The following is an 18,977-nucleotide window of genomic DNA, read 5'->3' as shown; positions in this document are numbered from 1 at the left end:
AAGGAGTTGTCTCAAAAACTATTTGAGACAACTCCTTTAGCTTTTTTCAATAATCAATTGAATGGTGTGGGCTAGTCCTGTGTGGAGCGTTCCTTCATGTCGAATTTGTTCACCTGTAAAAAAATGGATTATTTTATATGTTTGACACCATTCAAGGACATTTAAAGGGTTATATAAAAAATCAAGCTGCTGTGGACCACCTGAGGCATACGGGAGTTGATAAATGGAATATAACTCCATCATGATTCGTCCTCCTGGTTTGACTGAATCGATAATTTTTTGTATAACAGTTCGTTGTTGCATGACTGGAAAATGTCCAAATACCATAATAGCTGCATCATATTTATTCACAGGAAGCTCATCCAGCAATAAATCGGCTAGCACAGTTTGAACTGTAACATCGTGTTTTAATGCTAATTGTTCAGTTTTTTGAAGACCACTTTGTGCATAATCATAGGCAGTGACAGTATGTCCCTCTGAGGCTAAAAAAACAGCATTACGTCCTTCACCTTCTGCATAAGCAGCGATAGTAGGGTAATCCTTCAAATAATATACATAATCTTGAATAAAGTCATTTGGATGTTCTCCATAAACATATTCTGTACCTTGAAAACGTTGATCCCATGTATTCATTTAGCTCACTCCCTTTTCTTTATTGTAGATAATAGTAGAGATATTGTAAAAGCAACTAATCGTTGTGAAAATGAAATAAATAAATTCTCACATACTATTCAATTACTATCTATTATGTAATGGAGAGAATAACCTCAATTCACACAGAACGAAAAGGTTTTTTGTGAGTATAATTTCCATATTCAGATCTACTCTCTTCTATGTTTTATAAATGAAAAAGCTAGCCCTTTTTATTGAAGAGCTAGCTTGGATTTTTTAGAAAATTGGCTTACGTTCTTTGATAACACGAATTGTTTTTAATGTTGTATCTTCGGGTCCTTGAACTGGTAAACCTGCTTCAATATTCATTTGAATATAATGAATATTTTCTTGTGTAATTATTTCCCCGGGAATAAAAATAGGAATTCCAGGAGGGTATACCATAATAAATTCTGCACAAATACAGTTATCTGCTTCTGCAAGAGGCACGACTTCTGTATCTGCATAAAAAGCATCACGTGGTGACATGGCAAGTGCTGGAATTTCTGGTACATTCACTACAGCCTCTGTTATAGCTGCTTCAGAATCAAATGCTTTTGACATACGAGTTAGTGCATTCACTAAAAGATTAATTTCCTTTTTTGTATCTCCTAAAGTCACTAAACATAAGATATTATAAAGGTCAGACAATTCTACTTCAATATTTGCATTATGACGCAACCATTCCTCAGCTCGATGACCAGAGATACCTAAATCTTTCACACTAATAAGAAGTTTTAATGGATCCATATCATAGGTCGCAGATGAGTGTAATTTTTCTTTACCTGCACATTTTAAATGCGGTATTTGATTGATGCGTTTACGAGCATCCTTTGCTAAACGCAGTGCATCGTCGATTAAATCGTATCCATGAATGGCTAGCTGACGTCGAGCTGTGTCAAGCGAAGCAAGTAATGGATAGGATGTCGATGTAGTTGTTAACATAGAAAATACAGCTTGTACACGTTTTGCAGAAACAAGACCTTCACGTACATTTAAAATAGATGTTTGTGTCATGGAGCCACCAAGCTTGTGTACGCTTGTTGCTGCCATGTCAGCACCTGCTTCCATAGCTGAATATGGTAAGTCATCATGGAATTTTATGTGTACACCGTGCGCTTCATCTACTACTACCGGAATATTACGGTCATGAGCAATCTCAACAATACGTTTTAAATCAGCAGTAAAGCCAAAATATGTCGGATTAATCACAAGTACTGCCTTTGTATCTGGATAAGCATTCAACGCTTTTTCAACAGCTTCTGGAGATATGCCATGCGAAATCCCATATTCGCTGTCGACTTCAGGATGAATAAAAATTGGAATGGCACCAGCGAATACGATCGCTGACATAATAGATTTATGAACATTCCGTGGCACTAGAATTTTATCACCTGGACCGACGACGGTCAGAATCATCGTCATGATGGCGCCACTAGTACCTTGAACGGAAAAGAATGTATGATCAGCACCAAAGGCTTCAGCTGCTAGGTTTTGGGCTTCTTTTATAGCACCCTTTGGTGAATGTAAATCGTCTAGTGGAGCAATATTAATTAAATCAATTGATAAAACGTTGTCGCCGACGAATTCTCGGAAAGCAGGATCCATTCCTTGCCCTTTCTTATGGCCTGGAATATGGAACTGAATGGGATGTCTGTTCCGATGTTTTAGTAATACGTCGAACAATGGAGTCTCTAATTGTGACAACGCAGGTACCACCTCACTTTATAATATCTAAGAAAACAAATGAATTATAGCACCTAACGACACGAAAAAATAGGCTTTTCCTAAAAAATAAAAGGATTTTTTTCAGGATATCGAGAAAATAGTATTGAACGAAAGGGGAGGTACTATGAATTGGAATACACGGGTGACGGATCTTTTACAGGTTAAATACCCAATTATTCAAGGAGGATTGGCTTATTTAGCCTACGCTGATTTAGCAGCAGCTGTGTCGAATGCTGGTGGTCTAGGTCAAATAACGGCCATGAGTTTACGAGATCCCGATTTGTTACGAGCAGAGATCCATAAAGTACGAACATTGACTGATAAACCATTTGGTGTGAATTTTGCGATTGGTATGCATGGTACAGGCTATGAGGATATGGTGCGTGTTGCTGTCGAAGAAAAAGTTCCTGTTGTAACAATGACGGGAGGAAATCCAGCACCTATATTTGATTTGCTGGCAGGCACGGACATAAAAAAATTAGTCCTTGTAGCTGCTCGTAGACAAGCTCAAAAGGCTGAGCAGCTAGGAGCAGATGCTGTGATGGTTGTGGGTCAAGAGGGCGGTGGTCATTTGGGACGTGACGATGTAGGTACAATGGTACTTGTTCCTCAAGTAGCTGATAGTGTGAAAATTCCTGTCATTGCTTCTGGAGGAATTGGCGATGGTCGGGGCTGGATGGCGGCTCACGCGCTGGGAGCTGAAGGCATTGAAATGGGCACTCGTTTTATAGCAACACGAGAATGTGTCGATGCTTCAGAGGCTTATAAAGAGGCGCTACTTGCAAGCACAGAGGCCGATACAACCATTATTAAGCGTTCTATTGGTGCACCAGCTCGAGCTTTACGCAATGCATTTACGGCTAAGATATTAGAAATTGAAGAAAAAACACCAACATATGAGGCGTTGAAAGAATATATAAGTGGTTCAGCCAACAAGCGTTTTATTTATGACGGTGATAAGAATCAGGGCTTTGGCTGGGCTGGGCAGGTAACAGGAATGATTCACGATATCCCAACCGTTGAAGACCTCATCAAGCGAATGGTTGCAGAAGCTGAAAGTATACGGTTAAAATGGGGGCAATAACGTAAAGGTGGTTTTGTCGAATGGAATATTCTTATCCGTTTTCAACTGATTGGTCCACAGAGGAGATTGTGGATGTTGTTCAATTCTTCGAGGGGATTGAGAAAGCTTATGAAAAGGGCATCAAGCGTGAAGTCATGCTAGCTAAATATCGACGCTTTAAAGAGATTGTGCCTTCCCAAGCACAGGAAAAGTCAATATTTCGTGAATTTGAAGAGGCAAGTGGCTATATTAGCTATCCTGTCGTAAAGCAAACAAAAGAAGCCGAAGATGGGATGATCATAAAAGTTGCCCCTAGAAACGGTCGATAAAAAAGTGGATGTGAGGTCAACTCACATCCACTTTTTATTTTTTTGTGTTAAAAAACGACATTTTGCATAAACTACATCAATAAAAAACTTTATAAGGTGAACTTAACCACATTTTTTAGTGGGGCTATTTTCCAACAATAACGTTGTAAAGAGGAAGTAAGCTGTTAAATGTGTCTTCTGTTAATTGTTGTAATTCACTTGCTGTTAGTTTTGTTGCTTGCTCTTTTTGAATGTGACGGCCAATTAAGAACTCACCCTTTTTGACATCTCGTAAGCGGATAAGCAGATCTTCAAGCTTGTCTTCTTTTGCCTCTCCGAGAGAAATGGCCTCTGGGGACATATGGTCTCCTGACACAATAAAATCATCTGGAAGCTGCTCAATTAAAGGTTTATGAGCTAGTAAACGCTCAGCCATAACATTTTTTTGTGGCGCTTCATAAATAATAGCTAAAACGATGAATAAATGTGTGTGCCATAGACCAATCTGAAAGTGAGGCAATGATTTATAACCTCTTTTATAGGGGGCGAAGGCAACCCAGCTATCTTTTGGCGGGTTAACAGTTCTTCGAGCATGTTTAGCAACATGTGGGAAGAATTCTTCACCTAATTGGCTGGAGAAATATGCAGAAAAATCTTCTCCTAGCTGATTAAATTTTGGACGTACATCCACATTTAAAGCATCCATTCTTTGTTCTAAACCGTCTATTGTAAAAACCTTAAAATCTTTGTTTGTCCACTTTATTTTTGGCAATTTTATTTTACTCCTTTCGTTTTATAAGGTTTATTTTACGCTGAATTTGGGAAAAAATCTTATAACAAGAACTTTATCAAATTAGAAAAGTTTTTGTAAAAAAATTAAAAAAAGGAAGTGTTTTTATGAAACCGATCGTAAAAATTATACGTAAAGTTGACATTGAAAAGCAATATGAGCATATTTTACAATTAGAATTAGATTATGAATTAGCTTCACTCTTTGCAGCAATGAATGAAAAAAATGACACTGAAATTGAAAAAAGTAAAAAACGTCTGGCAGAAATTCAGATGGAACTTGAAAGTTTTCACGCCTATGCGTAATCAAAATCTAATACCCATTTAAAAAATCACTTGCTGAATATTCCGACAGCAGGTGATTTTTATTGTGACAAAGGGTAAAATAGAAATTATATCATAAGGTAGTACTAGGTTTTATATAGCAAAAAAGTTATGAAGTAGTGAGAAAAGGTATCATGGACATACGGGAGCGAGAAATATAGAAGGCCTTTTCTTATATTCGAAGGGTGGGTTATTAGTGGATTTACAACAAATTGATGAATTTGCAAAAGATATCATTTTTGAAGCTGGGAGACGTATTCGAGAGGCTTTTTCGTATAATCTAGTTATTGAGACAAAATCAGGTGCAAATGACCTTGTTACCAATATTGATCGAGAGACTGAATTATTCTTTATTGAGCAAATTAAAGCTTTTGATCCAACCCACAAAATCTTAGGGGAAGAAGGAATGGGCGAGCAGGTTAAATCGCTTGATGGTGTAGTTTGGATTATTGATCCGATTGATGGCACGATGAATTTCGTCAAACAGCATCGTCATTTTATGATTTCGATAGGTATTTTTGTAAATGGCGTAGGAAAGTTAGGTTACATATTTGATGTCATGCGAGAGGATTTGTTTAATGCCATCGAAGGTCAAGGAGCATGGTATAATGATTCACCATTGCGTAAACTACAGTCTGTTACAATGGAGGAGTCTGTTATTGGGATTAATGCACATTGGGTAGCACCTAATCGACATATTCACCATGAAAAGGTGATAGATATGGTTCGTAAAGTTCGAGGTACACGGTCCTACGGCTCAGCAGCAATGGAAATTGCATTTGTGGTTAGTGGTAAATTAGATGCCTATGTCTCTATGCGTTTAGCACCATGGGATATTGCAGGGGGTACCATCATTGCTCAGGAAGTTGGAGCAGTTGCTACAAATTTACATGGTGAGGGCTTTGATTTCCTTCATCAGGATACGTTTATTATCGCCAATCCGGCTATTCATAAAGAATTATTAGAAAAATATATAGTGCCATATGAATAAAAAGGAGCCGTCTATTTACTAGACAGCTCCTTTTTATGTTGCTTAAAGTAATCCTTGCGCACGTAGTTTACGTTTCATTTTAAAGGCTGTCATGAAAATGACACAAGTAGCCACAATACCAGCTATTGCACCAAATACACTACTAGCTGCCACAGAGTAACCGATAGCACACATTGCTAATACAGCTGCTAATGCGTAGATGGCCATTACGATTTTTGCACGATTCATAGCCTAGCCTCCTATATAAAAAATTTGTCGATCAAATATATTTTTTAGAATGATGGAAATTCTAATAAGGACATTTCTATCCTTCTTGTGCTATAATATCACAGTTAAACATTCGAAAAAAGAATATGGAGTGGAATAATGACAAACTTACGTCAAGATCTTCGCAATATCGCAATTATCGCCCACGTTGACCATGGTAAAACTACCTTAGTCGACCAATTACTAAAACAATCAGGTACATTCCGTTCAAACGAACGTGTTGAAGAACGTGCAATGGACTCTAATGATATTGAACGCGAACGTGGTATTACGATTTTAGCTAAAAATACAGCAGTAAACTATGAGGGAACTCGTATCAACATCCTTGATACGCCTGGACACGCTGACTTCGGTGGTGAGGTAGAACGTATTTTAAAAATGGTAGACGGCGTTTTACTAGTTGTCGATGCGTATGAAGGTTGTATGCCTCAAACACGTTTCGTATTGAAAAAAGCATTGGAACAACGCCTAACACCAATCGTTGTTGTTAATAAAGTAGACAAAGATTCAGCTCGTCCACTAGAAGTAGTAGATGAAGTGCTAGAATTATTTATCGAGCTAGGTGCAGATGATGATCAATTAGACTTCCCTGTAGTTTATGCTTCAGGTGTAAATGGTACAGCTTCTTTGGATGCGGATCCGTCTAAACAAGAAGAAAATATGAAATGTCTATTCGAAAAAATTATCGAGGCTATTCCAGCACCAGTTGATAACTCAGAAGACCCATTACAATTCCAAGTAGCTCTACTTGACTATAATGACTTCGTTGGACGTATCGGAATTGGTCGTGTATTCCGTGGAACAATTTCTGTAGGTCAACAAGTTGCCCTTATGAAATTAGACGGTACAGTGAAAAACTTCCGTGTAACGAAAATCTTTGGTTTCTTCGGTTTAAAACGTGAAGAAGTAGAGACAGCAAAAGCTGGTGATTTAATCGCCGTTTCAGGTATGGAAGATATCAACGTTGGTGAAACAGTTTGTCCTGTTGAGCACCAAGAAGCGCTTACACCATTACGTATCGATGAGCCAACTTTACAAATGACGTTTTTAGTAAACAATTCTCCATTCGCAGGTCGTGAAGGGAAATGGGTTACTTCTCGTAAAGTAGAAGAGCGTTTACGTGCGCAATTACAAACGGACGTATCTTTACGTGTTGAAGATACGGATTCTCCAGATGCTTGGACAGTTTCAGGTCGTGGTGAGCTTCACCTATCAATTCTTATCGAAAATATGCGTCGTGAAGGTTTCGAATTACAAGTATCTAAACCGCAAGTAATCGTGCGTGAAATCGACGGTGTAAAATGTGAACCATTCGAACGCGTTCAAATCGATGTTCCTGAAGAAAATGTTGGTTCAATTATTGAATCGATTGGTACACGTAAAGGTGAAATGCTTGATATGGTGAACAACGGCAGTGGTCAAGTTCGTTTGACGTTCTTAGTACCAGCTCGTGGTTTGATTGGTTATACGACTGAATTTATGTCTATGACAAAAGGTTTCGGTATCATCAATCATACGTTTGATTGCTACCAACCATTACTACCAGGTAAAATTGGCGGACGTCACCAAGGTGTACTAGTTTCAATGGAAACTGGTAAATCAACAACTTATGGGATGATGCAAATTGAAGACCGTGGTACACTGTTCTTAGAGCCAGGTACAGATATTTACGAAGGTATGATCGTTGGAGAAAATACTCGTGACGCTGATATCACTGTAAACATCACAAAAATGAAACAAAAAACAAACATCCGTTCAGCAAATAAAGACCAAACGAATGTTATTAAAAAACCACGTATTTTATCTTTAGAAGAAGCGCTTGAATACCTAGGCGATGATGAGTACTTAGAAATCACACCGGAATCTATTCGTCTGCGTAAAAAAATTCTTGATAAAAATGAACGTGAGAAAGCAGCGAAAAAATTACGTAACGCAGAACAATAATTTTCCGCTGACATGAAAGGAAGAGGAGTCTTGAATATTAAGTCCGCTTTATTGGGTGAACTAAATGTTATTCAAGTTGCTGCACAGACAAGTTCCGATGAAACAACAAGAGTTTATGGAAGAATGGCGGGTATAACTAGATTTTTATACGAAAATTTACCAAGCTATGAAATTGCAGGCTATGTTGTATTTCTTCTTGTATTTGCACTTTCTGCCATTGTCTATAAGTTAGGCTTTGCCAAGAAATTAAAACTATCTCAAAACATTATTATTTATGCGTTCCTATTTTTAGGTTGTATCATGCTTACGTTTTTCGCCCTATTCTTGCCAATGATCGAAGGTTTGATCGTAGCGGCCTTAATTTTAATCGTTTATAAAACAAGATTATGGCGTGAAAAAAGAGAAGAGCAACAAGCCACTAATCAGTAACAATTACGTACTTTGTAATAAGAACTTTTTATCGTGTGATAAACAGTCTTAGCGATTTTTAAGCTAAGGCTGTTTTTTTGTATGTATATCTTCTCCTCAAAATTTGTACGCCTGCTAAAAAAACACTACAAGCATCCATTTTCTCCGTTAGAGGGGAGAGTCTTCTACTTTTTAGCACCAAAATATTACTGCTTCAAATTAAATTGATAGGCACCGAAATCTCCTTATGTGAATAAGTTAATGTCGATAGGCTTATTTTCATCATATCAAGGAGGAAAGGGAATGCGTTGGCTTACAAAAGGTTTATTATTAGGTGTCATTGCTTTGTTACTCCTTTCTTTGACGGCATGTAATAAAGCAGAGCTAGAAAAAGTCAAAGTAGGAGAAGTAACTCGTTCAATTTTCTATGCGCCTCAATATGTAGCGCTTGAGAAGGGATTCTTCGAGGAGGAGGGTCTTTCTGTTGAGCTACAAACGATTGCAGGTGGCGATAAAACGATGACGGCGTTACTGTCAGATGGAATTGATATAGCTTTAGTTGGGTCGGAGACGTCTATTTATGTCACATTACAAGGTGCTAATGATCCCATTCAAAATTTTGCACAGTTAACACAAACGGACGGTACCTTTTTAGTGGCAAGAGATAAGATGGATAATTTTTCGTGGGATCAATTGAAGGGCTCAACATTTTTGGGGCAACGTAAAGGTGGTATGCCACAAATGGCAGGTGAATTCGTGTTGAAAAAACATGGCATTGACCCTGTAAATGATTTAACGCTCATTCAAAATATTGATTTTGCCAACATTGCTACAGCTTTTGCATCAGGTACTGGTGACTATGTACAATTGTTTGAACCTACTGCAAGTGTCTTCGAGAAAGAAGGAAAAGGTTATATTGTAGCATCGTTTGGAACAGAGTCTGGTAATCTCCCTTACACATCCTTTATGTCCAAAAGTAGTTATTTAAAAGATGAAGCTACATCTGTTCAAGCTTTTACAAATGCATTACAACGAGCACAGGATTTTGTACAAAATGAGAGTGCTGCTGAAGTAGCAAAGATTATTCAACCGTATTTTGAAAATGTAGATATAACGATAATTGAAACAGTCATTGAGCGGTATAAAGCACAAGGTTCTTATGCCACTGACCCAATCCTTGATGAAGGGGAGTGGGATAACTTGCAAACAATTATGGAGGAAGCAGGTGAACTTCCTCAACGAGTGGAGTATGAAAAACTTGTGAACACAACCTTTGCCAAAAAGGCTGCTGAGTAATATGGAATTTTTACAGCTGGAGAATATTCACCATAGTTATTTTTCAAGCACACAGGCAAAGGAAGTATTACGTGATATCAGTTTAGCCATTCATGAAGGAGAATTTGTTTCGTTTATTGGGCCGAGTGGCTGCGGTAAAACCACATTATTATCAATCATTGCAGGATTATTCCCTGCAACTGAAGGCAATGTCTATATAGATGGTGAAAAGCTATCAGCAAGTAATCAATCTAGTATTGGCTATATGCTTCAGCAGGACTATTTATTTCCTTGGAAGACCATTGAAGAAAACGTCACAATTGGCTTAAAAATAATGGAGCGTAGCCATAAAACACATAAAGTAACTGCCAATGCGTTGTTACAGGAAGTAGGATTACCTCATGTGGGAAACAATTATCCTCGAGAATTATCTGGAGGTATGAGACAACGTGTAGCACTTGCGCGTACCTTAGCTGTAAATCCTAAAATTTTACTATTAGATGAACCGTTTTCTGCGTTAGATTATCAATCGAAATTAAAGCTTGAGGATTTAGTGGTGGAAACTTTAAAAGCTTATAAAAAGACCGCTATTCTTGTGACACATGATATTGGCGAGGCAATCGCGATGAGTCAGCGTGTATTTCTATTTTCAGCAAACCCAGGGACAGTGCACAAGGTGTTTGAAATACCTAAAGCCCTTAGTGATCTATCACCTTTTGATGTAAGACAGCATCCAGCCTATTCAGATATTTTCCAAACTATTTGGAAGGAGCTGGAGAGCCTTGGATAACACATTATTTAAACAATATCAGCAATTGTTAAAAAAAGAAAAACGCTTCGTTCGATTATATCAGCTTATTATTCTCCTTATTTTCTTTGGGGGATGGGAGCTACTTTCAAGACTAGAATGGATTGATCGTTTAATTTTTAGCTCACCAACTCATGTATGGCATACATTTATTGAAAAAGTCAGTGATGGGTCTTTAACATTGCATGTTAGTGTTACATTAATGGAGACCGTGATTGGCTTTATAGCTGGGACTTTATTAGGAACATTGATAGCTGTTGTCTTGTGGTGGTCTCCACTCCTATCAAAAGTACTCGATCCATATTTAGTGATTTTAAACGCGATGCCAAAAGTTGCACTTGGTCCGATTTTGATTGTTGCGCTAGGTCCAGGTTATTTTTCCATCATAGCCATGGGTGCCTTAATTTCCATCATTATTACAACCATAGTAGTATATACAGCATTTAAAGGTGTCGATCCAAATTATAGTAAAGTGTTACAAACATTTGGGGCAACAAGATGGCAAATCTTTCGTGAGGTCATTTTGCCAGCCTCATTTCCTACGATCATTTCAACCTTGAAAGTGAATGTTGGCTTATCATGGGTAGGGGTTATTGTAGGAGAATTTTTAGTAGCTTCAAAAGGACTCGGTTATTTAATTATCTACGGCTTCCAAGTATTTAATTTTAACCTTGTTCTTATGTCACTTCTAATCATTGCCTTTTTTGCAACCATTATGTATCAAGTGGTGGAGCTGATTGAAAAGATAATCATAAAGAATAAGGCATAAGGTGAAGTGACTCCTAAATTGAAAAAATGAAAGCGAGGTTTATCTCAGCATTGTGAGATTCCTCGCTTTTATCGTTATGGAAAATTGCTATTGCATGATATGTACAGTATCTTCAAAAGATAAGTTCTCTGTTGCAATGTCATTCGTAATTTTTCCAGATTGTAATTTAATAATTCGATCACATGCTCCTGCAACAAGCTCATAATCATGGGTAATAACAAGAATATGGCAGTTTCTTTCCTTAAGTTGCTGAATAATCTCGATTACACGCTGTAGATTAAAACCATCTAATCCTGATGTTGGCTCATCCAAGATGAAAATAGAGGCGTGTTGCATTAAGCCAATTGCCAACACAAGGCGTTGTTTTTCACCGCCTGAAAGTGTTGCAGGATGTTGGTCCTTTAAGTGCCATAGTTTTAATGATTTTAGCAAATCTTCGGCATATTCTAAAGTTTCTTCTCTTAATGGTTTATTTAATAATAGCTCGTTCCATACACTGTCAGTAAATAATTGATAAACTGTATCTTGCATAACTAGCCAAACATCCTCTAAACGCTTCTTTGCATTTTTTACATCACCGTGGATACGGATTTCTCCTTTTTTTTCTTTAATAAGTCCAGCTATAGTACGAGCAAGTGTTGTTTTACCTGCCCCGTTCTGACCAATTAGAGCACATACTTCACCACTTTGTAAATGTAATTGTAGGTAATCCAAAGCCTGAATCTTATTATAGCTAACGCATAAATTCATACTTGTTACGACAGGCTCTTTACCCCTAGAAGGTATAGTTTTTTTATATCCATTTGTAAGTGAGGGAGAACGTAAACCAAATTGCTGCAATTGTTGAGCAGATAATGCTAGTAATTGCTCTGGTCTATATTCCCGCTGAATTTGACCATCTTCCATATAAATAATACGATCCGCTAAAGACATCAGGTAGTACAGACGATGTTCAGCTACAATGATGGTTTTTCCACTTTTTTTTAGGCGGAGTAGTTCATTTTGTAGGATATTAGTTGCCTGTAAATCAAGATTAGCAGAGGGTTCATCCATTACATAAATTAGTGGCTCTATCGCTGTTGCTGCAGCTATGGCTACCTTTTGCTTTTGTCCACTTGAAAGTGAATGCAATGATTGATGTTTTATCGTGTTTAAAGTCATCTGCTCACAGACATCTTCAACTCGTCTAGCAATAGTTTGTTGGTGTATCCCATGATTTTCAAGCTCAAATGCAATCTCATTATAAACATTAGCTGTAAAAAATTGTGCTTTAGGATCTTGAAAGACACTTCCCACCCATTGGCTTAAATGCCACATTGGTAGATCTAAAAGAGATGTATGGTTAATTGTAACCTGTCCATGTAATTGACCATCATAAAAATGTGGTATTAAGCCATTAATAATACGGCTTAATGTTGTTTTTCCTGACCCAGAAGGACCAGTTAAAACGATAAATTCACCTTCATTAATGGTTAAAGATATATTTTTAAGCAAGGGGTTTTCCGAATTATATTGAAAGTTAACATTTGTTAAGGCAATCACTTGTAATTTCCTTTCGTAATGGTTCTTTTGTTTCGTTATTAAATAAATGGAATTAGTACCATGCATAATAGTAGTAGCATGGCAAGGTAATCATAGTAACCAAATTGTATAGCGTACACGCTGCTTTTTTTTGTTGGTGCATCAATTCCCCTTGTAGTAGCTGCAGCACTTAAATCATCTGCTAATTTAATTGTTCTCATGAGTAAAGGGACGATTGTATATTCAAATAATTGCTTTGGCTTTATCCAATTTTTTATCTGCTTATAGGAAATACCTCTGATTTTGGCATGTTCATTGATAATTTTTGATTCCATCCGTAATATAGGAAAAAAGCGTAAAGCAACAGTAAATGTTAGAAGTATGCTATTAGGTATAGCTAACTTTTGTAGACTGGCTAGTAATTTTCCAACAGGTATCGTGCTTAAAGATGAAGCAATGATAAGTGCTGGTAATAATTTGATTGAGATAAATAGTAAAAAGCTAAAGACATTAAAAATAGATTGCGGATTTAATTGGATTAAGTAATAAAATATGCCGATTAAGCCTCCCATGAAAAGCCAAGTAAAAAAATGTGTGTATAAGCCCTGTAATAATAAGGTTATTAATGCAAGTAAAATAAGTAATATCGTACTTTCTACAGTGATAAATAGAGCAATGATACTGCAAAGTAATAACATGAAAAATTGTATACGAGCATCAAACTTCATATGCAATCACCATTAGGACTGATAGCTAATATAGCCGGCCTTTACAAAATGCTTGCTTAAAATACCTTTTGCAATCATACAGCCTAACCAGGATAAGAAAAAGGAAGCGGCAAGCCCAGATGCCATCCAAAGTGGAGAATAAGCATATTCAAGAATACGATCAATGAAGGATTTTGTATATTTCATACTTTCGAAAAACTCAGTTCCTAGTACATAAATCATAACAAAGGCGCCAGAGCCAAATAAAATACCGTAAATTCCATAAGCAACAGCCTGCCTTTTAACTTGACGATATTGTGTACCATCACCACTTAACAGAGTCAATTCACCAACAATACCTGCAACTATAAAGAATGGTAGCATCAGTGGTGCGCCCATCAACGTATAGATAAAGCCTGTAACTGTAGCCATAAGTAATAGAGTACCTTTTTTGCCTACTCGAATTGCCATCAATAAATACACAATACTTGAAAAGAATAAACAAATACCTGACATGTAAGGATAGATGTAAAGCATGATCGGACTTAAAATAATACTAATTACATTATGAATAATGTAAATTAAAATAGTATACAAACCAATTGTAATCAAATCTTTTGCCTGCCATTTGGACGTCTTCATACCTAATAACCTCTCTTCTAAATTATTTTTCTAAATGATAATATTTCTCAATTAAGTAAGCTACCCCATTACATAAGAAAATTGCTCCAAAAGAAAAAATATATATTCATTTTTAAAGTTGGCAGTATGCAGATTCCTTTTATATAATTGAGAGTGATTATCATTTAGGAGGTACGAAATGTGTGAAAATATTTTATCTAAGTGTTACGCTCATTCAACTAACGTCAAGCATATATGTCATACTTGGCTAGGTACACAATATGTCATACAACAGCCCAGTGGTAGTGGATTGTTACAGCGTTGTATGGTAGAGCCAGGAATTGAAATATCTATTTTTCGAGATTGTACGTATAAAGTAGAAGCAGGTAAAGTTCCTTATCATCAATGTCACTTAATTGAAATTACTTCTTTGGTAGAGGGGCTAGGGAAAGTGCGCTGTAGGAATAGTGATGAATGGATGGTTTTTAGCCCACATGATTTACTATTTTTTAATTTTTCAAAACCACTGCCATATTATGATTTTATTTGTGAGAATTTAACAGGTATTTCAGTTTGTATGGATATAGAAGTGATGCGTAAATCTCTATGTAGTGATAATGGAAACATATTAGAGGAATGGAGAAATTTTGTTCAGACCATTTTTTCAGAAAATGGTCATATTTATAAACAAGAAAGTACACCCATTCATCAAATGTTAACGAAACAATTATTAGGAAATTTTGAAGAGAATATGTTAAACCATTTATTAATAAAGACCAAAACATTGGAATTTTTAACACATAGTATTAATCAAAATTCTAGTAGTGTATGTACAAATACATTGGCTTGCTGTCACGATTCAAGAATTCATCAAATAAAGGAACAAATTGACAAGGACTATTGTAAATCTCTTCAAGTAAAAGCTTTAGCTCAGACATATCATATAGCTTTAGCTGATTTACAAGTGGGCTTTAAAAATATCGTTGGTTGCACAGTATACCGTTATATTCAAAAAAGAAGAATGGCAAAGGCTGCAGAACTATTACAAGACACAACTATACCTATATTGGCTATTGCATTAGAGGTTGGTTATGATAATCCGAGCAAGTTTACGACCATTTTTAAACGTACTTATTTAGAGACGCCATTACAGTATCGAAAAAAATTTAAAAAATAACACATGTCTTTGAACAAAACGAAAGCTGTCCATTTTAACTTGTTGTTAAATGGGCAGCTTTTTGGATTGTTTTTTTATTTTTTAGAGTGGTAATCGAAAACCATTATCAATTAGACTATGCATAATACTTTTACATTGGAGGCGCATAACTGTATGCAGAAGAAATCTAATCTCACTTTTCTTTGGCGAGAGGCTAAAGAGGAGCATGGGAAATTATATTTAGCAGCACTATTTAGTGTCCTGAGTACATTACTAACATATGCACCTTTTTTAGTGGGCTATTTTATTTTAAATGAGTTATTACAGCCTGAACCTAATTATGAGCACATTAAAGTATGGTCAATATGGACTGCAGTGATTGTTGTTGTGCGCTTTGTTCTTTTAGGAGTATCAGGAACGTTTTCACATATTGCGGCTTTTAGCGTGCTGTATCAGTTACGGATTAAAACAATCAATCATCTAGCAACTTTGCCTTTAGGCTATTTTTCTAAGAAAAATTCAGGCGAATTAAAGAAATCTATCAATGAGGATATTGAAAAAATAGAAAACTCATTGGCCCATCAATTGCCGGATTTTGCAGCCGCCATAATGGCACCGCTTGTTATTTTTATTTATTTAATGACGATTGACTGGAAGCTGAGCTTAATCCTTTTAATACCATTAGGGTTAAGTTTTTTACTACAAATAATAATGTTTAAAAACTTTGATAGTCGTATGCAAAATTATCATACTCATTTAGAAAATATGAATGCCTCTTTTGTTGAATATATTCGAGGAATGGCTGTTTTTAAAGCGTTTAATATTGCTGGCTCCTCCTTTAAAAAGTTGCGAACAGCGATTGAAGAATACCAATTGATGTGGGCATCTATCAATCGTGAGCAATCTCCTTACTATGCTTTGTTTGTTGTTTTAACAGAATCTGCTTTAGTGTTTATTATTCCTGTTGGAGGCATACGAGTTTTACATGGGACGCTTGAACCTAGTGCCTTTTTGTTAATTGTTGTAATGAGTATGACTTTTTTATCTTCGCTCAAACAATTGCTTGATTTTGGAGGCACATTAGCGATGACATTGGAGGGGGTATCTCGTATTCAGGATATTTGGCTTGTACCTTCTCAGCCACGGGGAGCAATCAGTATACAGTCGAAAGAAGTACGTTCATTATCCTTTCAAAATGTATCATTTAAGTATGATACAAAGTATGTACTAAAAGATATTTCACTCCAGCTTAAAAAGGGACAAAAAATTGCCTTTGTTGGTCCATCAGGTGCAGGTAAAACGACTGCAGCTGAACTGGCAGCTAGATTTTTTGACGCAGAAGAGGGCGAGATTTGTATTAATGGTCAGCCAATACAAACGATTGCTCAACACAACTTAATGAATTTAATATCCTTTGTTTTTCAAGATACTTTTTTATCTGAGGATACAATTTATGAGAATATCATTATGGGTCAAAACTATTCTATAGAGCAAGTAGAGCACGTATGCCGTAATGCAGAAATTCATGATTTTATCGTTTCTTTACCAAACGGCTATCAGACGAAGCTTGGTGAGGCAGGTATCAAAGTTAGTGGAGGACAAAAACAGAGAATTGCGATTGCTAGAGCCCTATTGAAGGACGCTCCTATTGTTATTTTAGATGAAGCAACCTCACATTCAGATATAGAGAACGAAAGGAAAATACAAAGAGCCCTTGATCATTTATTAAAAGAAAAAATGACCATTATTATAGCCCATCGTTTACATACGATTAAAGAAGCAGATATTATTTATGTGTTTGATGAGGGAGAGATTATTGAGTATGGTGCACATGCCCAATTAATGAACAAGCAAGGTAGATATTATCAGATGTGGCAAAGCTATACTAAGTATGAGAAGGGGGTATCACTCAATGTTTAGCAACTTACAGCTCATCTTTAAAGGACAATTGAAGCGCATGTATCTACCTATTGGATTATCTATTTTAGATACATTTGGCACCGCTACTATGTATGGAGCACTGTATTATGTCATTGTAAATATTGTTCAAGGAAGTTTTACCTCTGATGTCTTGAAACTTGCATTCATGATGCTGATAGGCAGCTTTGTCATCCGTGTTGTATTCATTGGTTTTTCTCAATATTTGTATCAGTTAAGAGGTTCCATACTTATTCGTGATGCACGTATCAACGTATCCAACCATTTAAAATCCTTACCTCTAGGTTATTTCTCAAAACAAAGCATTGGCAAACTGATTAATATTTGTACAGGAAATATGAGTGATATCGAACGGGTTATTACGCACTTAATAGGCGATATTTTAAAAATTACAATGATCACTACTTATATTTTAAGTGTATCATTTTTCATTAATCCTCAACTTGCTATGGCACAGCTGATTATGGTGCTGTTATCGATTCCGCTGCTCCTCTTAGCTGGTCACTTAGGGCGTAAAAATGGGGAACATAAAAAAGATATTGTGGCTGAAGTGTTGTCGCGAGTAATGGAATATATTGATGGTATTAAAGTATTTCGAGCTCATAATCAAACAGGCGAGGCTTTTAAACGTTTGCATGATGCTTTAAAAAAATATCGTGATGTTAGTATTAAAGTCGAATTGCAGCTTGTACCCGTTAATTTTTTATTTTTTATAATTATTGACTGTATCGTACCACTTGTTTTCCTAGTAGGCTCCTACAGTCTATTAGGAGGGACAATTGACGCTCAAGCGATGGTTCTTTTCATCATTATTTCGTTAGGTATATCCGCAATGTTTAAACCGTTTAGTCAGTTTTACACTGAAATAAAAATGTTGTCCGTAGCTGTTAATTATGTTGCATCTGTATATAAAAAAGAGATGCCTACTTACGAATTGGAAAATCCCACATTTACAGATTTTGATATAGTTTTTGAAAATGTAAAGTTTTCCTATGAAGAAGGGCAAGCGGTTTTAAATGATATTAGTTTTACGATACCTGCAAAATCTACTGTCGCTTTAATTGGTACTTCTGGTTCTGGTAAAAGCACTATATTAAATGTACTAGCTCGCTTTTGGGATATTGATGCAGGGAAAATTATGATTGGTGGAGAAACGATTTCTCGCATAGCACCTGATTATTTGCTACAAAATATGAGTATTATGTTCCAACATCCATTTTTATTGAACGATTCCATTTACAATAATGTTTTAATTGGTAATTCACAGGCTACACGTAGGGAAGTGGAAATAGCCTGTCAACGAGCTAATTGCCATGATTTCATTATGGCAATGGAACAAGGTTATGAAACAATCGTTGGTGAAGGAGGCTCAACTTTATCTGGAGGCGAAAAACAACGAATCTCTCTAGCAAGAGCGTTTTTAAAAGATGCACCTATTATTTTGTTGGATGAGGCAACGGCATCGCTTGATCCCGATAATGAAATGGAGATAAAGGAGGTCATTGATGAATTAATGCAAGGAAAGACGGTAGTCGTTATTGCACACAAATTAAACACGATTCAAAATGCAGATAAAATTTTATTGTTAAAGGATGGACAGATTGCTGAGCAAGGAACACATGATGAGTTAATTAAATTAGAAGGAGGCTATGCTCAGCTTTATCATGAGCAGCTAGAGGCGAAAGGATGGAAAATTTCTTGATTTATCG

At 36.4% G+C, this 18,977-nt stretch carries 19 protein-coding genes; 12 read left to right on the top strand and 7 right to left on the bottom strand.

Annotation, left to right across the window (positions count from 1 at the left end; translation table 11 throughout):
• Positions 1 to 36: 36 nt before the first annotated feature.
• Positions 37 to 633: a class I SAM-dependent methyltransferase gene (locus ACEVFT_RS18505; RefSeq protein WP_393950969.1), complete on the bottom strand. Its 597-nt coding sequence runs from the start codon at positions 631 to 633 to the stop codon at positions 37 to 39.
• A gap of 255 nt (positions 634 to 888) precedes the next feature.
• Positions 889 to 2,358, bottom strand: coding sequence for an aminotransferase class I/II-fold pyridoxal phosphate-dependent enzyme (locus ACEVFT_RS18500; protein ID WP_205441695.1), 1,470 nt, complete (start codon positions 2,356 to 2,358; stop codon positions 889 to 891).
• A 145-nt stretch (positions 2,359 to 2,503) separates the two neighbouring features.
• Here ACEVFT_RS18500 and ACEVFT_RS18495 point away from each other — a divergent pair, with 145 nt between their 5' ends.
• On the top strand, positions 2,504 to 3,463 hold the full coding sequence (locus tag ACEVFT_RS18495) for an NAD(P)H-dependent flavin oxidoreductase (RefSeq protein WP_393950968.1): 960 nt from the start codon (positions 2,504 to 2,506) through the stop codon (positions 3,461 to 3,463).
• Between the two features lie 20 nt (positions 3,464 to 3,483).
• On the top strand, positions 3,484 to 3,771 hold the full coding sequence (locus ACEVFT_RS18490) for a UPF0223 family protein (protein ID WP_205441699.1): 288 nt from the start codon (positions 3,484 to 3,486) through the stop codon (positions 3,769 to 3,771).
• Between the two features lie 124 nt (positions 3,772 to 3,895).
• Here ACEVFT_RS18490 and ACEVFT_RS18485 read toward each other — a convergent pair whose 3' ends face one another.
• Positions 3,896 to 4,522 (bottom strand): YktB family protein, encoded by a 627-nt coding sequence (locus tag ACEVFT_RS18485; RefSeq protein WP_393950967.1) that lies wholly within the window; start codon positions 4,520 to 4,522, stop codon positions 3,896 to 3,898.
• A gap of 125 nt (positions 4,523 to 4,647) precedes the next feature.
• On the opposite strand from ACEVFT_RS18485, the gene ACEVFT_RS18480 reads away from it, so the two are divergent.
• Together ACEVFT_RS18480 and ACEVFT_RS18475 are read left to right on the top strand one after the other, a co-directional pair.
• Positions 4,648 to 4,845, top strand: a complete 198-nt coding sequence (locus tag ACEVFT_RS18480; protein ID WP_205441703.1) for a hypothetical protein — start codon at positions 4,648 to 4,650, stop codon at positions 4,843 to 4,845.
• Positions 4,846 to 5,059: 214 nt separating this feature from the next.
• Positions 5,060 to 5,854 carry an inositol monophosphatase family protein gene (locus ACEVFT_RS18475; RefSeq protein WP_205441705.1) on the top strand — a complete coding sequence of 265 codons (795 nt, stop codon included), beginning with the start codon at positions 5,060 to 5,062 and terminating at the stop codon, positions 5,852 to 5,854.
• Between the two features lie 42 nt (positions 5,855 to 5,896).
• On the opposite strand, the gene ACEVFT_RS18470 is transcribed toward ACEVFT_RS18475, so the two are convergent.
• A complete protein-coding gene (locus tag ACEVFT_RS18470) occupies positions 5,897 to 6,082 on the bottom strand; it encodes a DUF5325 family protein (protein WP_205441707.1) in 186 nt (61 codons plus the stop codon).
• A 138-nt stretch (positions 6,083 to 6,220) separates the two neighbouring features.
• Here ACEVFT_RS18470 and typA point away from each other — a divergent pair, with 138 nt between their 5' ends.
• The 5 genes from typA to ACEVFT_RS18445 all read left to right on the top strand — a co-directional run bounded on the left by typA (position 6,221) and on the right by ACEVFT_RS18445 (position 11,325).
• Positions 6,221 to 8,065, top strand: a complete 1,845-nt coding sequence (typA, locus tag ACEVFT_RS18465) for a translational GTPase TypA (RefSeq protein WP_205441715.1) — start codon at positions 6,221 to 6,223, stop codon at positions 8,063 to 8,065.
• Positions 8,066 to 8,095: 30 nt separating this feature from the next.
• Positions 8,096 to 8,494, top strand: a complete 399-nt coding sequence (locus ACEVFT_RS18460) for a YlaH-like family protein (RefSeq protein ID WP_393950966.1) — start codon at positions 8,096 to 8,098, stop codon at positions 8,492 to 8,494.
• 282 nt (positions 8,495 to 8,776) lie between these two features.
• Positions 8,777 to 9,769 (top strand): ABC transporter substrate-binding protein, encoded by a 993-nt coding sequence (locus ACEVFT_RS18455; protein ID WP_205441717.1) that lies wholly within the window; start codon positions 8,777 to 8,779, stop codon positions 9,767 to 9,769.
• Position 9,770: 1 nt separating this feature from the next.
• The gene (locus tag ACEVFT_RS18450) at positions 9,771 to 10,538 is read left to right on the top strand and encodes an ABC transporter ATP-binding protein (protein ID WP_205441719.1); all 768 of its coding nucleotides are present in this window, start codon (positions 9,771 to 9,773) and stop codon (positions 10,536 to 10,538) included.
• Entirely contained in the window at positions 10,531 to 11,325 is a 795-nt protein-coding gene (locus ACEVFT_RS18445) for an ABC transporter permease (protein WP_342442621.1), read from the top strand. The genes ACEVFT_RS18450 and ACEVFT_RS18445 overlap by 8 nt, the downstream gene beginning before the upstream one ends.
• 87 nt (positions 11,326 to 11,412) lie before the next feature.
• On the opposite strand, the gene ACEVFT_RS18440 is transcribed toward ACEVFT_RS18445, so the two are convergent.
• Genes ACEVFT_RS18440 through ACEVFT_RS18430 form a run of 3 tightly spaced genes read right to left on the bottom strand, consistent with a single transcriptional unit; the run spans position 11,413 to position 14,195 of the window.
• Positions 11,413 to 12,933, bottom strand: coding sequence for an ABC transporter ATP-binding protein (locus ACEVFT_RS18440; RefSeq protein ID WP_393950965.1), 1,521 nt, complete (start codon positions 12,931 to 12,933; stop codon positions 11,413 to 11,415).
• Positions 12,906 to 13,574 carry an energy-coupling factor transporter transmembrane component T gene (locus tag ACEVFT_RS18435; protein ID WP_393950964.1) on the bottom strand — a complete coding sequence of 223 codons (669 nt, stop codon included), beginning with the start codon at positions 13,572 to 13,574 and terminating at the stop codon, positions 12,906 to 12,908. Before ACEVFT_RS18435 ends, ACEVFT_RS18440 begins: the two co-directional genes overlap by 28 nt.
• Before the next feature lie 12 nt (positions 13,575 to 13,586).
• Positions 13,587 to 14,195 (bottom strand): MptD family putative ECF transporter S component, encoded by a 609-nt coding sequence (locus ACEVFT_RS18430; protein WP_205441725.1) that lies wholly within the window; start codon positions 14,193 to 14,195, stop codon positions 13,587 to 13,589.
• A gap of 178 nt (positions 14,196 to 14,373) precedes the next feature.
• Between ACEVFT_RS18430 and ACEVFT_RS18425 the strand changes: the two genes are divergently transcribed.
• The 3 genes from ACEVFT_RS18425 (at position 14,374) to ACEVFT_RS18415 (ending at position 18,970) form a co-directional block, all read left to right on the top strand.
• Positions 14,374 to 15,351 carry a helix-turn-helix domain-containing protein gene (locus ACEVFT_RS18425; RefSeq protein ID WP_393950963.1) on the top strand — a complete coding sequence of 326 codons (978 nt, stop codon included), beginning with the start codon at positions 14,374 to 14,376 and terminating at the stop codon, positions 15,349 to 15,351.
• 153 nt (positions 15,352 to 15,504) lie between these two features.
• On the top strand, positions 15,505 to 17,250 hold the full coding sequence (locus tag ACEVFT_RS18420; protein ID WP_393950962.1) for an ABC transporter ATP-binding protein: 1,746 nt from the start codon (positions 15,505 to 15,507) through the stop codon (positions 17,248 to 17,250).
• A complete protein-coding gene (locus ACEVFT_RS18415; protein WP_393950961.1) occupies positions 17,243 to 18,970 on the top strand; it encodes an ABC transporter ATP-binding protein in 1,728 nt (575 codons plus the stop codon). The genes ACEVFT_RS18420 and ACEVFT_RS18415 overlap by 8 nt, the downstream gene beginning before the upstream one ends.
• Positions 18,971 to 18,977: the final 7 nt, after the last annotated feature.

This window comes from Lysinibacillus sp. PWR01 (assembly GCF_043359455.1).
In the GTDB taxonomy this organism is placed as follows: Bacteria; Bacillota; Bacilli; order Bacillales_A; family Planococcaceae; genus Lysinibacillus; species Lysinibacillus fusiformis_F.
The sequence above is the reverse complement of the archived record's forward strand: the minus strand, read 5'-3'. Positions and strand labels throughout refer to the sequence as shown.

Coding starts and splice junctions, on each gene's coding strand:
- ACEVFT_RS18450 (WP_205441719.1), top strand. CDS start 9,771: ATGGAATTTTTACAGCTGGAGAATATTCACCATAGTTATTTTTCAAGC.
- ACEVFT_RS18495 (WP_393950968.1), top strand. CDS start 2,504: ATGAATTGGAATACACGGGTGACGGATCTTTTACAGGTTAAATACCCA.
- ACEVFT_RS18470 (WP_205441707.1), bottom strand. CDS start 6,082: ATGAATCGTGCAAAAATCGTAATGGCCATCTACGCATTAGCAGCTGTA.
- ACEVFT_RS18430 (WP_205441725.1), bottom strand. CDS start 14,195: ATGAAGACGTCCAAATGGCAGGCAAAAGATTTGATTACAATTGGTTTG.
- ACEVFT_RS18490 (WP_205441699.1), top strand. CDS start 3,484: ATGGAATATTCTTATCCGTTTTCAACTGATTGGTCCACAGAGGAGATT.
- ACEVFT_RS18455 (WP_205441717.1), top strand. CDS start 8,777: ATGCGTTGGCTTACAAAAGGTTTATTATTAGGTGTCATTGCTTTGTTA.
- typA (WP_205441715.1), top strand. CDS start 6,221: ATGACAAACTTACGTCAAGATCTTCGCAATATCGCAATTATCGCCCAC.
- ACEVFT_RS18415 (WP_393950961.1), top strand. CDS start 17,243: ATGTTTAGCAACTTACAGCTCATCTTTAAAGGACAATTGAAGCGCATG.
- ACEVFT_RS18420 (WP_393950962.1), top strand. CDS start 15,505: ATGCAGAAGAAATCTAATCTCACTTTTCTTTGGCGAGAGGCTAAAGAG.
- ACEVFT_RS18505 (WP_393950969.1), bottom strand. CDS start 633: ATGAATACATGGGATCAACGTTTTCAAGGTACAGAATATGTTTATGGA.
- ACEVFT_RS18480 (WP_205441703.1), top strand. CDS start 4,648: ATGAAACCGATCGTAAAAATTATACGTAAAGTTGACATTGAAAAGCAA.
- ACEVFT_RS18440 (WP_393950965.1), bottom strand. CDS start 12,933: ATGCATGGTACTAATTCCATTTATTTAATAACGAAACAAAAGAACCAT.
- ACEVFT_RS18425 (WP_393950963.1), top strand. CDS start 14,374: ATGTGTGAAAATATTTTATCTAAGTGTTACGCTCATTCAACTAACGTC.
- ACEVFT_RS18435 (WP_393950964.1), bottom strand. CDS start 13,574: ATGAAGTTTGATGCTCGTATACAATTTTTCATGTTATTACTTTGCAGT.